This is a genomic window from Streptomyces lushanensis, assembly GCF_001700515.1.
In the GTDB taxonomy this organism is placed as follows: Bacteria; Actinomycetota; Actinomycetes; order Streptomycetales; family Streptomycetaceae; genus Streptomyces; species Streptomyces lushanensis.
In genome coordinates this window covers 25,044-38,375 of the sequence record NZ_MAUD01000156.1, presented here as the reverse complement: position 1 = coordinate 38,375, position 13,332 = coordinate 25,044, and the positions used below count along the sequence as shown (strand labels likewise).

The following is a 13,332-nucleotide window of genomic DNA, read 5'->3' as shown; positions in this document are numbered from 1 at the left end:
CGCTCGGCGTGGGGGAGGGGGAGCGGGTGGCGGTGGTGAGCCACAACTCCGCGCGTCTGCTGGAACTGCTGTTCGCGGTGCCGATGAGCGGGCGGATCTGTGTGCCCGTCAACTTCCGGCTGAGGCCGGAGGAGATCGAGTACGTGGTGCGGCAGAGCGGGGCCTCGGTCCTGTTCGTCGATCCGGAGCTGGACGAGGCGCTCTCCGGGATCAGGACGCGCCACCGCTTCGTGCTGGGCGAGCCGACCGAGGCCGGCCTCATGCGCTTCGGCGTCGAGCCGCGCCCGTGGTCGAGGCCGGACGAGGACGCCACCGCGACGATCAACTACACGTCGGGAACCACCGCCCGCCCCAAGGGTGTCCGGCTGACCCACCGCAACATCTGGGTCAACGGGGTGACCTTCGGGCTCCACGCCCGGGTGTGGGAGCGGGACGTCTATCTGCACACGCTGCCGATGTTCCACTGCAACGGCTGGGGGATGCCGTTCGTGATGGCCGGACTGGGAGTCAAGCAGGTGGTGCTGCGCAAGGTGGACGGCACGGAGATCCTGCGCCGGGTGGACGAGCACAAAGTCACGCTGATGTGCGGCGCGCCCGCGGTCTGGAACGCGGTGCTGGACGCGGCGGCGTCCTGGGAGGGAGCGATCCCGGGCCGGGACAGGGTGCGGATCGTCTGTGCGGGAGCCCCGCCGCCGAGCAGGATGATCCAGCGGGTGGAGGAGGAACTGGGCTGGGAGTTCACGCAGATCTACGGCCTGACCGAGACCTCGCCCCTGCTCACCTTCAACCGGACCCGGCCCGGTGACGACGACCTGCCCGCGCCGGAACGGGCGCGCAAGCTCTCCCGCGCGGGACTGCCCGCGCTCGGCGCCGCGTTACGGGTCTCCGGGTCCGGAGAGGTGCTGGCCCGGTCGAACGTCGTACTCGACGGGTACTGGGAGAAGCCGGAGGAGACCTCGGCCGCCCTTGAGGACGGCTGGTTCCACACGGGCGACGGCGGCACGTTCGACGATGCCGACGGGCATCTGACGATCTCCGACCGCAAGAAGGACGTGATCATCACGGGCGGCGAGAACGTGTCGTCGATCGAGGTGGAGGACACGATCTTCAGTCACCCGTCGGTCGCCGAGGTGGCCGTCATCGGTGTGCCGCACGAGAAGTGGGGCGAGACGATCAAGGCCCTGGTGGTCCTTGTGGAGGGGGCGACGGCACAGGAGGCCGAGATCATCGCTCACTGCAAGCAGCGGATGGCCGGCTACAAGGCTCCGACGACCGTCGAATTCCGCGAGACCATCCCGCGTACCGCCACCGGCAAGGTCCAGAAGTTCAAACTCCGCGAGCCGTACTGGTCCGGCCTGGACCGAGAGGTCAACTGACCGCTCACCGCTCACCGCTCACCGCCGATCGCCGATCGCCGACACGTGAGGGGGGCCGCGAGCGGGGCGCCGGGCAACGCGGGCGACGGCGGCGCCGGCTCCGGCCTTCGTCCGCGGTCTCCGCCCCCGGCCTGCGGTCAGGCCGGGGCCGCGCTCACGGAGGTCGCGGAGGCCGGGGCGGGCGCCGGGGCCGGGTGTCTCGCACCGGCTGATCGTCCTCCCGCGCGGGTGTCCGGGCCCTGCCCGTCGGCCCCGGGCGTCTCGTCCGGCCGCCTCCGGAGCAGGAGCGCCTGTCCTCGGTGCTCGGCGTCCCTCAGCCCGCTCCGTACGGTTCCGAGCGGGCCGGTCCACAGCGTGTCCAGGGCCGTCCTGGCGTGGCGGGCCACCGGAGGGAGGAAGAGCGCGGCGAGCGTGCCCGCCGTCGCCGCGGTGAGCGCGATGGTCCAGCCGACCGGACCGAGCGGGGTGCTGCCGAAGAAGTGGCTGACCCCGGGGGTCTGGATGACCGCGGCCAGCGCCACGAGGGAGCCCGCGACGGCGGCCAGCACGGCGGGGCTGCGCCAGCCGACCAGCAGGGTCTGGCCGAGCTGGGTCGCGACGAGAGCGGCCAGCGCGATCGTGCGGGCGCGGGTGGGACGCCCGGTGGCGCGGGCCGCGGTCCACGCGGCGGCGGCCCCGAGAGCGGTGGCGAGGGCCCGTACGGTGATCTCGTCGGTCAGGGCGGTGCCGAGCGACGATTCGGGGCCCTCCTGGAGGAGGCGCTTCTTGGCGTCCTCCCCGGGCGGACGCAGGGCGACGGCGATGGCGGGTGCGAGGTCCGTGAAGAGATTGACCAGCAGAAGCTGGCGGGCTGTCAGGGGAGAGGTGCCGCCGACGGTGGCGCCGAGGACGGTGAAGCCGATCTCGCCGAGGTTGCCGCCCAGGAGGATGGCCAGGGCCTGCCGTACGGACGCCCACATCGCGCGGCCCTCGATCAGCGCGGCCAGGATGGTCTCCAGCCGGTCGTCCGTGACGACGAGGTCCGCCGCGGCCCGGGCGGCCGGGGTGGCGCGGGCGCCGAGGGCGATGCCGACGTCGGCGAGCCGGATGGCGGGTGCGTCGTTGGCGCCGTCGCCGGTCATCGCCACCGTACGGCCGAGCCGCTGGAACGCCTTGACGACCCGCACCTTGTGGGTCGGGGTGCCCCGGGCGACAACGCCCACGTGCGGCAGCAGTTCGTCCAGCGCGTCGTCGTCCAGCGCGTCCAGGTCCGCGCCGGTGACGATCCTCCGGCCGTCGACGACGTCGAGTTCGCGGGCGATCGACTCGGCGGTCTGCGGATGGTCCCCGGTGATCATCACGATGTGCACGCCGGCGTCCGCGAGTTGGCGTACCGACCGCGCCGCTCCGCTGCGGACCTTGTCGCTGAGGAGGACGAAACCGAGGAAATCCAGGCCGCTGACGGAGTCGTCGGTGAGCGGGCCGCTGCCTTCGTCGTGCGACTCCGCGACCGCCAGTACGCGGTGGCCTTCGGCGGCCAGCTCCTCGCTCCGGGTGAGAAGCGCGTCCTTCGTCTCGCGGTCCATGGCGCACAGGGCGATCACCCGCTCAGGGGCGCCCTTGACGGACAGCAGCCGGTGCCCGCCGGTCTGGCCCCGGGTGGCGTGGAAGCCGCGGCTGGGCTCGAACGGCAGGCTGGTGGCGCGCCGCCAGCGCGGCGCTCCGTGCGTCCGGGCGAGGCCGGCCCGTTCGGCGCCCGACGCCACGGCGCGATCGGTGAAGTGCTCCAGCCCGCGGGGGTCGCGCGCGCGGGGAGTGGCGCGCAACGCGGCTGCCAGCACGGCCTGCTGACGGTCGTCGAGACGGTCGGGCGGCCGGCCCCCGTCGTCGTCCCGCGCGACCACCAGGGCGAGTTCGATACGTCCGTGGGTGAGGGTGCCGGTCTTGTCGAAGCACAGCACGTCGGCGCGGCCCGCCGCCTCGATGGTGCGCGGATCACGAACCAGCACGCCCAGGGTGGAGAGCCGCCGGGCGGCGGCGAGCTGGGCGGCGGAGACCAGGAACGGCAGCCCTTCGGGCACGCTCGCCACGGCGAGGCCGACGCCCGCGCCGACGGTCTCGGGGGCGGGACGGCCCCGCAGCAGCCCGGCGGCCATCACCGCGCCCGCCGAACCGAGCGCCAGGGGCAGGGCGGTCCTGGTGATCCGCGCGAGCCGGTGTTCGACACCGACCGCGCGGCGGGTGTCCCGGCCCGCGGCGGCGCGCCCGGCTTCGGTGGCCCCGCCGGTCGCCACGACAACGGCCCTGGCGCGCCCGGCGGCGATGGTGGTGCCCTCGTAGAGCATGGACGTACGGTCCGCCACATCGGCGGCGAGCACCGGGTCGACCGCCTTGGCGACCGGCAGCGACTCGCCGGTCAGCGCCGACTCGTCGGCCTCCAGCCCGTGGCTGTCCAGCAGCCGGCAGTCGGCGGGCACGACATCGCCGGAGCCGAGGACGACGACGTCTCCGACGACCAGTTCCTCGGCGGGCACGACACGCTCCTCGCCGTCCCGTACCACCCCGGCCTGTACGGCGGACCGCTGGTGCAGACGGCGCACCGCCCGGTCGGTGACATGGCGCTGGGTGCCGCCGATGAGGCCGGAGAGCCCGGTGACGGCGAGGACGATGGCCGCGTCGAGAACACCCCCGACCGCAGCGGACAGGGCGGCGCCGCCCACCAGAACCGGTGTGAGCGGATTGGCCAGTTCGGTCACGACGGCACGGGGCAGTGAGGTGGGCCGGTCCACGGGGCCGCCGGAACGCGTGGCCCGGTCCAGTGCCTGACGCCCGGTCAGGCCGCCCTCGCGGCCGGCGGTTCTGGCCAGGACGGTCTCGGGGAGCATCGCGTGCCAGGGCTGCCGGGACGCCCCGTGGACCGGCGGGTGGCGCAGGAGTTCGGCCGCGGACCAGGCCCCGTAGGCCATGCCGAGCGCGGCGGACCAGTTGACGGCTGCCAGACTGAGCGCTCCCGTCCGCCCCGTCCGTCCGGCGAGTGTCATCGCGCTGCCGAGGCCCGAGGCGCCCTTGGCCAGCCAGACGCCGCGGCGGGAGACCCTGCGGGCGACGCCGCACGCCTCGACCACGATCACGGCGTCACCGGGATCCGGGGTGTGCAGCCCGGATCCCCAGGCCGGCCGTCCCTCGGACCCGGCGGTCCCGATGCCCACGTCCGCGGCGTCCAGGGCCTCGCGGTTCCGGGACACCACCAGGACTCCGGTGCCGTCGGACTGCTGTGCGCGTACGGACGCGGCCAGGCGTTCGCCTCCGGGCACGGTGTCGTCCGCCCCCGGAACGCGGATCACCGTGCCGTCGTTCGCCGCCAGCACCCGCAGTCCGGCCCGCCGCGCGGCGCCCACTAGTGTCTCGGCGGCCTCGTGGAGCTCCGGCGCGGCGCTGATCACGGCCATCAGCCGGTCGCCCCGTGCCAGGCCCAGTACATACGCGGCGCCCTCCCTCTCCAGGCGCGCCCGTGCCCGGGCCCCGGTCCTGCCGCGCAGGGTGAGCCGGTCCAGCGGGCCGAGGAACCACTCCGCGTCGTCCCGCCGCCCCGACGGTTCCTCGGGGCGTCCGCCCGTGGTCCGTCCCTGGTCCGGGCGCCGCTCCTGGCGGGGACCCCGCTTCTGGTCCGCGTCCCCGTCCCTGTCCGCGTCCAGGGTGCTGGTGAGGCGTTCCGGGCGGCGGGGATCGAAGAGCCGGTGGGCGGTCGCCGCGAGATCCCCGGCCGACGCGTCGTCGAGCGGAACGAGATCGGCCAGGACATGGGCGCCGGTGGTCAGGGCGGAGGTGTCGAGGACGACGGTACGGACACGGTCGAGCCTGCGCAGCACCTCCGGGTCGTGGACGACCGTGCCGCTGTGGGCGAGGGCTCCGCCGAAGGTGCAGGCGAAGCCCTCCCTGGCCAGTCCGGGGGCCTTGGGGATGGCGGCGAGCGTGGCACCCGCCGCGCTGCCCGTGCTCCGGGTGACGGCCAGCGCCCCGGCGAACGTCAGTCCCGCGATGACGGCCGCCGTGTCGGCGTACCGCTCGACGGGGCCGGGCCCCAGCGGGACCGGACGCGGCACGCGGTCCCGGTATTCCGCCCGCGCCAGCCGAGGAGACCCGGTGAGGCCGGGCTCCGCGCTGTTCCAGGCGGCGCGGTGGGCCTTGAGCTCCGCCGTGCTCAGAGCGTGGTGCACGGCGTCGACCGCGAGACCCAGGAATCCGCCCGAGCTTCCCTGGGCGACCGCGTTCAGGGCGGCGAGCACCAGCGTGGCGTTCTGTTCCCCCACCGCCCGCGCGACCACCTGCCGCAGACGGGGCTGGGTCTCGACGATGGTGACCAGCGAGCCCAGTTCCAGCGGCAGCGGGGAGCTGCGGGTCACCCGCCCGACGACCGCCAGGGGCAGCGCCGCGGCCTGCGCAGCCATGGCCCAGATGGCCCGGCCGGCCGGCTGGGCGGAGGCCGGGTGGAGCGGCAGCGGCTCGTCGGCCGTGTCGTATGCCTCTTCGATGGCTTCGACGGTTTCGAGCACTCCGCGTACGGCCGACTCGTCGTCCGCCGGGCCTTCCAGGGCGACGACCACGCTTTGCAGGACGGCGTTCACCGCGGCCCATCGCACTCCGGGGACTTCGGCGAGACGCTGCTCCAGGGACTCGGCGATCTTGGGGCCCGTCGTGCCGCGCAGACCACGCACCGTCAGATGCGCCCGCCCGCCGTCGAACGTCTGCACCCGTCCGGATGCCCGGGACGTCAGGGGCCGCGTCAGGGTTTCCAGCACGGTCATGGCGGGCCGTGCGACCGCCCGCAGCTCACCGAGTCCGGGAATTCCCACAGCTCACCGTCCACCTTCGGGCTGATCGGCCGGTACCCGGGCGGGTCGGCGCAGGACAGACCACGCCTCGGCGGTTCGGAAGGCGGCCCACACGGCAGGCATGTGGCTCGAAAAGTATTACAAAAAGGACAAAAGCTCAACAGGGCGACCGGCGGGCCGACGCCATGGGGAGCCTCAGGCGAACGAGGGGGTGGCCGCGCGGCGCGCGTGGGCGTAGTCCGTCCAGAGCCGGGTGAGCAGGCGGGTGACGATCGACTCGATCGCGGCGAGTGCCACCTTGGTGAGGATCGAGGTCAGCAGGCCGGGCATGGTGTCCCTTTCTTTTGCGGGTGTCCTTTTCCTCCTTTGTGGGCCGTGCGGGCCGCGCCGCGGCGGATGGAGCGAGGACACGGGATGAACACCATGTGTCGGGGGGGATTCCGGGGTCGTACGCCTGTCACGGCCGGAGGCGCACCTGTACGAGGAGCGCGCCTCCGGCCGGGCGGATCGAGGACGGCGAGCCGGACACCGCCCCGGCACACCGGACACCCCGGGGACACCGGACGACCCGGCACACCGGATCAGGGAGCGCCCGTCGACGCGGCGGCAGAGGCACCGGCTGAGGTCACCGCGGGCACGCGAGCCGGGCGCGATCCGGACGGGAGGCCCCCGGCCGGGACCCGATGCCCCGGGCCCCGATGCCCCGGGCCGGGCCCCGATGCCCCGGGTCAGGCAGGCCCGGGGTCAGGCACGTCCCGGGTCAGGCCACCACCTCGGCGAGCCGTCGCCACTCGGCGCGGGGCAGGGGGCCCGGCGCGCCCGCCGTGCTGCCGGGCGTGACGATCTGGAGCGCGACATGGTCCGCGCCGGCCGCGTGGAACTCGTCGACGCGGCTCTTGATCCGGGCGTCGTCGCCCCAGGCGTAGACGGCGTCGATGAGCCGGTCGCTGCCTCCGTCGAGGAGGTCGTCCTCGGTGAAGCCCAGCCGCAGGAAGCTGTTGGTGTAGTTCGGCAGTGTCAGATACATGGCGAGGTAGTCGCGCGCCGTGGTGCGGGCGGTCTCCGGATCGCTGTCCAGGACGACCTTCAGCTCGGGGGCCAGGAGCGGTCCGGAGCCGAGGGTCTCACGGGCCTGCGCGGTGTGCTCCGGGGTGACCAGATACGGGTGCGCGCCGCCCGCGCGGTCACGGGAGAGTTCGAGCATCTTCGGGCCGAGCGCCGCGAGCACGATCCGGTCGGCCGGGACCTTGCCCTCGTCCAGCCCGTCGAGATACCCGGCCATCGAGGAGTAGGGGCGCTGGTACTGCGCGGCGAACTTGGCGTGGCTGGCACCGAGGCCGAGTACGAAGCGTCCCGGATGCGCGGCGTCCAGCCGCAGGAAGCGGGCGGCGGTGTCGGCGGCCTCGTACTGCCAGATGCTGAGGATGCCGGTGGCGACGGTCAGCCGCGACGTGGCCTCGATGAGCGGTTCCGCCTGCTCGACACCGCTCATGCCCAGCCAGACGGCGCCGAAGCCGAGTTCCTCCAGTTCGGCGGCGGCCTCCAGGACCTCACCGCCCGCCGGACCGTCGGAGCGGAGTCCTGAGCTCCAGATCCCGTACCGGCCCACGGACTCCTGCAGAGTAACCATCGTCTTGTCTCCCACTTGCTGGTGAACTACAGCGGCCATCGTGCCAACCCGGGCCCGGTGCACGACTATTCCTGCGGCGGGTGTTCCCGTGCCGGTTCGGGCTCCCGCCCGCGCCCCGAACCGGAGGAACGGTGTCAGGGCATCGGTCCCTCACTGCTGCCGTACGGTGCGAACAGATCGAGCAGCCGGGTCCTCGCCTCGTGCAGCCGGTGCGCGAGCACGCCACCGATCCAGAGCGCCACGGCCTGGCCGAACACCGGATCGCCGTGGCACATCAGCCGTACGTCGTCCGCGTCGAACTCGTACGTGCGCACCAGCGTCATCGCCTCCGCGCCGAGCTGCCAGACGAACGGCGGGAAGAGCCAGGACCAGCCGACGAGACTCCCGGCGCCCAGCGACGCTATCTCCGCCGGGCGGCGGCCCGGCACCCGTACGTCGAGGATCACGCAGCCGCTGCGCACGATCCAGAACCGGTCGGCGGGCTGGCCCTCGTCGAAGATCCGCGTGCCCTCGGGGAAGTTCACCTGGCGCGCGCCGTGCATCAGCCGCTCACGGTGGACCGGTGAGAGGGCGTGCAACGTGGTGTCGGTGGTGGTGGTCATGGCTGCCGCCTCCTAGGTCCTGTCCGGGCGATCTTCGCGGGTCCGCGACGCCCGGCACGGCACCTCGCCGCGTTGTCGGAGTCGCCCGAGTACGGCCGGGCCGTCGACGACGCCGGTCCCCCTCCTTGCGATGCTCCCCGTGGCCTGAACGGCACGGGAGGTATGCCCTCCACCGGACGCCGCGGCCTGATCCACGAAGATCGACCGGACAGGACCTGGGCGATGTCGCGGCGGCCAGGCCCCACCAGGCCCCCGGCGGCCCGCGGGTTCCTCATATCCAGACTCCACCCGGAGCCCTCATGCCGCTACGGCGCGTCCGCGCCGGTGCGCGGCTGCCCGCGCCCGGCCCGGGGCGACCCGGCCGGTCCTGCCGGTCCTGGCGTTTTCGGGTTGGATGGAGAGTGTTCCCGATGCGGGCCGCAGGGCCCCGGGAGAGGAGGCGGACCATGCGCTTCGTCGACCGAACGGCCGCCGGGAAACGGCTGGCCGAAGAACTGGAACGGATGGATCTCGGCGATCCCGTGGTGCTGGGCCTGCCGCGCGGCGGGATTCCGGTGGCCTACGAGGTGGCCCGCGCGCTGGGCGCGCCGCTGGATGTGATCGCCGTCCGCAAGCTGGGCGTGCCCTACCAGCCCGAGCTGGGATTCGGCGCGATCGGCGAGGACGGCGTACGGATCATGAACGACGATGTGGTCCGCGCCGCCCGGGTCTCTCCGCGCGAGCGCGCGGAGATCGAGCGGGACGCGTGCGAGGCACTGGCGCAGCGGCTGCGGCGCTACCGTGGCGACCGGCCGCCGGCCGGGCTCACGGGCCGTACGGCGGTGGTCGTCGACGACGGCATCGCCACCGGCTCCACCGCGTCCGCCGCCTGCCGGGTGGCGCGGGCGCGCGGCGCGGCACGGGTGGTGCTGGCCGTACCGCTGGCACCGGCCGAGGCCCTGGCCTGGCTGAGGCAGGAGGCCGACGCCGTGGTGTGTCTGTATTCACCGGACTGCTTCGGCTCGGTCGGTCAGTGGTACGTGAACTTCGCGCAGACCGGTGACGACGAGGTCGCGGCGCTGCTCGCCCGGGGCGCGACGCCCGGGGAGAACACCGCGCCCGCCGCCCGCGCGGGCACGGCCGAGAGCACGGCGGCGCCGGGTCCTGAGACTGCCGGGCATGTCGCCGGGGATCCGGAGGTCATGATCGGCGCAGGACCGGCCACGCTGCCCGGGAGCCTGGTGGTGCCGGACGGCGCGCCGGGCATCGTGGCCTTCGCGCACGGCAGCGGGAGCAGCCGGCACAGCCCGCGCAACCAGGCCGTGGCCTCTGCCCTGAACCGGGCGGGTTTCGGCACCCTGCTGTTCGATCTGCTCACACCGGACGAGGAGCAGGACCGTACCCATGTCTTCGACATCGGGCTGCTGGCCGAGCGGCTCACCCTGGCCGTCCTGTGGCTGCGCCGCGAACGCGCCCTGCCCGTCGGCTGCTTCGGTGCGAGCACCGGTGCCGCGGCGGCCCTGGTGTCGGCGGCCGAGCCGCACACGGACATCGCGGCGGTGGTCTCCCGCGGCGGCCGTCCCGATCTGGCGACGGGCCGGCTCGCGGAGGTACGGGCGCCCACGCTGCTCATCGTCGGCGGCGCGGACACCGAGGTACTGCGCCTCAACCGGCAGGCGGCGCAGCGGCTGCGTTACGAGCACCAGGTGGCCGTCGTGCCGGGCGCGACCCATCTCTTCGAGGAGCCCGGAGCGCTCGAAGCGGTGGCCCATCTGGCCACCGAGTGGTTCGCCCGGCACATGACACCGCACGGAGCGGCGGCGATGCCCGCGCCCGGCCGGACACGCTGAGGCAGCGGCGTCCGGCCGGGTGCAGGCCGGGTGCCGGACGGCCGGGCGCCGGCCTCCCGGCACCGCGCGCGGGGAGGCCACGAGCGCCGGAGGAGGCTACGCGCCGGTCGAGACCAGTTCGTCCGCCGCGCCGTTGACCGGCCGGGGAGTGCCGGTCAGGTCCATGACGAAGAGCGGAATGCCCAGAGCGTCGGCGCGGGCGAGCGCGTCGTCCGCGTACCCGGCGAGGGAGAAGAAGACCCCTCGCGCCGAGGCGCCCAGCCCGTTGAGCCAGAGGCACTCGACGGAGCGCACATTGACGGGCCGGGTGGTCGGCTCCACCTGCGCGACCACGTCGGGGCCGCACAGATCGATCAGATACGGCGCGCCCTCCGTTCCCTCGCCGGCCCGGACGACGCCCTCGAAGCCCAGCCAGCGCAGATAGAGCGACGCGGCCGTGACCGCGTCATGCGCGGTACGGATCGTCAGCGGGCGGAACGACGGGCGCGGTGACACCGCGTCGTGCGGCAGCGGGGCCCGCGAGGGCGGCTCCGCCGGACGGGGCTCCCCGGGAGGCGCGGGCGGCCCGGCTTCGGTGACCGCCGGCTCCGCCGCCGCCGACCCCGTACCGCCGTCCTCCCGTACCGGAATCCGCAGCACGGTGCCGCACGGACAGTCCAGCTCCGGCCGTGGCCACTGGCCCTCGCGTCCGCACGCCGAGCAGCGGACGGCCACCCACTCCTCCGCCCAACTGCGGTACCCGACCGGCTCCACCGGTGCTCCGCCGACCAGCACGGGCGCCACCGGTGCCCCGCAGGCGCAGGGATATTCCGACACCGCGAAGGCATGCCGGCCGCCGCACGACGGACAGCTCACCCACACGCTCTCTGCCACCACGCGTCCCCTCCGCCCTCCGCTGCCCCTCCGGCGTCTCCGGCCGCGATCCGTCGCGCTCGGTGTCCCATCGTCCACCACGGGCGGGGCCCTGGGGAGGCTCTTCGGCCATCCCTTGACGCGGTACGGAGTCCACCTTAGATTGATTCCATATAGCAGAACTAAACTTCCGCATTACGGAATCGACTCTCAGGTGGCGCGACAGAGCCCGAATCCGCCGGCCGAAGCAGGAGTACTCCATGCCTCGAATGACCGCTGCCCGAGCGGCAGTTGAGATCCTCAAGCGCGAGGGCGTGACAAACGCGTTCGGTGTGCCGGGCGCCGCGATCAATCCCTTCTACGCGGCCCTGAAGGCATCCGGCGGGATCCATCACACGCTCGCCCGCCATGTCGAGGGCGCCTCGCACATGGCCGAGGGCTACACCCGTACCCGTCCCGGCAACATCGGTGTCTGTGTCGGTACGTCGGGGCCCGCCGGCACGGACATGATCACCGGCCTCTACTCCGCGACCGGTGACTCGATCCCGATCCTGTGCATCACCGGCCAGGCACCGACCGCGGTGATCCACAAGGAGGACTTCCAGGCCGTCGACATCGCCTCGATCGCCCGGCCCGTCACCAAGGCCGCGACGACGGTCCTGGAGGCCGCGCAGGTTCCCGGCGTCCTCCAGCAGGCCTTCCATCTGATGCGTTCGGGCCGCCCCGGTCCCGTCCTGGTGGATCTGCCGCTCGATGTCCAGCTCACCGAGATCGAGTTCGACCCGGAGACCTATGAGCCGCTGCCGGTCCACCGGCCGGTCGCGAGCCGCGCGCAGATCGAGAAGGCCGTCCGGATGCTCACCGCGTCCGAGCGCCCGCTGATCGTCGCGGGCGGCGGCATCATCAACGCCGACGCCTGCGAACTCCTCGTCGAGTTCGCCGAACTGACCGGCACTCCGGTCGTTCCCACGCTGATGGGCTGGGGTGTCATCGCGGACGACCACGAGCTGAACGCGGGCATGGTCGGTCTCCAGACCTCGCACCGCTACGGCAACGCGACCTTCCTGGAGTCGGACTTCGTCCTCGGCATCGGCAACCGCTGGGCCAACCGCCACACCGGAAAGCTCGACGTCTACCGGCGGGGACGGACCTTCGTCCATGTCGACGTCGAACCCACCCAGATCGGCAAGATCTTCCCGCCGGACTACGGGATCGCCTCCGACGCCAAGGCCGCCCTCGCACTCTTCGTGGAGGTCGCGAAGGAGCTGAGGGACGCGGGCGAGCTGCCCGACCGCGCCGCGTGGGCCGCCTCCGCGCGGGAGCGCAAGGCCACGCTCCACCGCCGTACGCACTTCGACGATGTGCCGCTCAAGCCGCAGCGGGTGTACGAGGAGATGAACCGGGCCTTCGGTCCCGAGACCCGGTATGTCACCACGATCGGGCTCTCGCAGATCGCCGGCGCGCAGATGCTCCATGTCTACCGGCCGCGCCACTGGATCAACTGCGGCCAGGCGGGACCGCTCGGCTGGACGATTCCGGCCGCGCTCGGGGTCGCCGTCGCCGATCCGGAGGCGTCGGTCGTCGCCCTCTCCGGTGATTACGACTTCCAGTTCATGCTGGAGGAGCTGGCGGTCGGCGCCCAGCACCGTATCCCCTATGTGCATGTGCTGGTGAACAACTCCTATCTGGGGCTGATCCGCCAGGCGCAGCGCAACTTCGACATCGACTTCCAGGTCAATCTGGAGTTCGAGAACATCAACTCGCCCGAGCTGGGCGTCTACGGCGTCGATCACGTCAAGGTCGTGGAAGGGCTCGGCTGCAAGGCGATCCGGGTCACCGAGCCCGACCGGCTCCTGCCGGCCTTCGAGGAGGCGAAGAAGCTCGCCGCGGAGTTCCGGGTGCCGGTCGTGGTCGAGGCGATCCTCGAACGCGTCACCAACATCTCGATGAGCGGCAGCGACATCGCGAGCGTGAACGAGTTCGAGGACATCGCCACGGAGCCGTGGCACGCGCCCACGGAGATCCTGCCGCTGACCTGACCTGACCTGACCTGACCTGACCTGACCTGACCTGAGCTGATCCGCCGCTGTCCCCGACCGAGCGGCGGCGGACGGACGCGGCCCCCGCACCGGAGCGAATCCGGTGCGGGGGCCGTCGGCTTCGTACGGGCCAGGGCCCTGGCCCGGCCGGCGCGTGCCGTCGCGCGGGAGCGCGGAAGAGCGCGGAGCACGG

At 73.2% G+C, this 13,332-nt stretch carries 8 protein-coding genes; 3 read left to right on the top strand and 5 right to left on the bottom strand.

Translation table 11 applies throughout. The annotated features are described in order from the left end of the window. Positions 1–1,376: AMP-binding protein (locus BFF77_RS14590; protein WP_066948926.1), on the top strand; the 1,376-nt coding region annotated here is incomplete at its 5' end. A 137-nt stretch (positions 1,377–1,513) separates the two neighbouring features. Here the strand turns inward: BFF77_RS14590 and BFF77_RS14585 are convergent. The 4 genes from BFF77_RS14585 to BFF77_RS14575 form a co-directional block, all read right to left on the bottom strand. Next, positions 1,514–6,208, bottom strand: a complete 4,695-nt coding sequence (locus tag BFF77_RS14585) for a cation-translocating P-type ATPase (RefSeq protein ID WP_066948909.1) — start codon at positions 6,206–6,208, stop codon at positions 1,514–1,516. Between the two features lie 174 nt (positions 6,209–6,382). After that, on the bottom strand, positions 6,383–6,517 hold the full coding sequence (locus BFF77_RS37755) for a hypothetical protein (RefSeq protein ID WP_281196454.1): 135 nt from the start codon (positions 6,515–6,517) through the stop codon (positions 6,383–6,385). A 430-nt stretch (positions 6,518–6,947) separates the two neighbouring features. Then, positions 6,948–7,817, bottom strand: a complete 870-nt coding sequence (locus BFF77_RS14580) for an LLM class F420-dependent oxidoreductase (RefSeq protein WP_066948923.1) — start codon at positions 7,815–7,817, stop codon at positions 6,948–6,950. A 134-nt stretch (positions 7,818–7,951) separates the two neighbouring features. Then, entirely contained in the window at positions 7,952–8,419 is a 468-nt protein-coding gene (locus BFF77_RS14575; protein ID WP_066948907.1) for a Crp/Fnr family transcriptional regulator, read from the bottom strand. 446 nt (positions 8,420–8,865) lie between these two features. Between BFF77_RS14575 and BFF77_RS14570 the strand changes: the two genes are divergently transcribed. Next, positions 8,866–10,248: a phosphoribosyltransferase family protein gene (locus BFF77_RS14570; protein WP_066948904.1), complete on the top strand. Its 1,383-nt coding sequence runs from the start codon at positions 8,866–8,868 to the stop codon at positions 10,246–10,248. Between the two features lie 96 nt (positions 10,249–10,344). On the opposite strand, the gene BFF77_RS14565 is transcribed toward BFF77_RS14570, so the two are convergent. Beyond that, positions 10,345–11,121, bottom strand: a complete 777-nt coding sequence (locus BFF77_RS14565; protein WP_066948921.1) for a hypothetical protein — start codon at positions 11,119–11,121, stop codon at positions 10,345–10,347. Positions 11,122–11,360: 239 nt separating this feature from the next. Here BFF77_RS14565 and gcl point away from each other — a divergent pair, with 239 nt between their 5' ends. After that, positions 11,361–13,139, top strand: a complete 1,779-nt coding sequence (gene gcl, locus BFF77_RS14560) for a glyoxylate carboligase (RefSeq protein WP_066948901.1) — start codon at positions 11,361–11,363, stop codon at positions 13,137–13,139. Positions 13,140–13,332: the final 193 nt, after the last annotated feature.

What these genes read in the sequence shown, in the direction of transcription:
- BFF77_RS37755 (WP_281196454.1), bottom strand. Translation starts at nt 6,517, where the DNA reads ATGCCCGGCCTGCTGACCTCGATCCTCACCAAGGTGGCACTCGCCGCG.
- BFF77_RS14580 (WP_066948923.1), bottom strand. Translation starts at nt 7,817, where the DNA reads ATGGTTACTCTGCAGGAGTCCGTGGGCCGGTACGGGATCTGGAGCTCA.
- BFF77_RS14575 (WP_066948907.1), bottom strand. Translation starts at nt 8,419, where the DNA reads ATGACCACCACCACCGACACCACGTTGCACGCCCTCTCACCGGTCCAC.
- BFF77_RS14570 (WP_066948904.1), top strand. Translation starts at nt 8,866, where the DNA reads ATGCGCTTCGTCGACCGAACGGCCGCCGGGAAACGGCTGGCCGAAGAA.
- gcl (WP_066948901.1), top strand. Translation starts at nt 11,361, where the DNA reads ATGCCTCGAATGACCGCTGCCCGAGCGGCAGTTGAGATCCTCAAGCGC.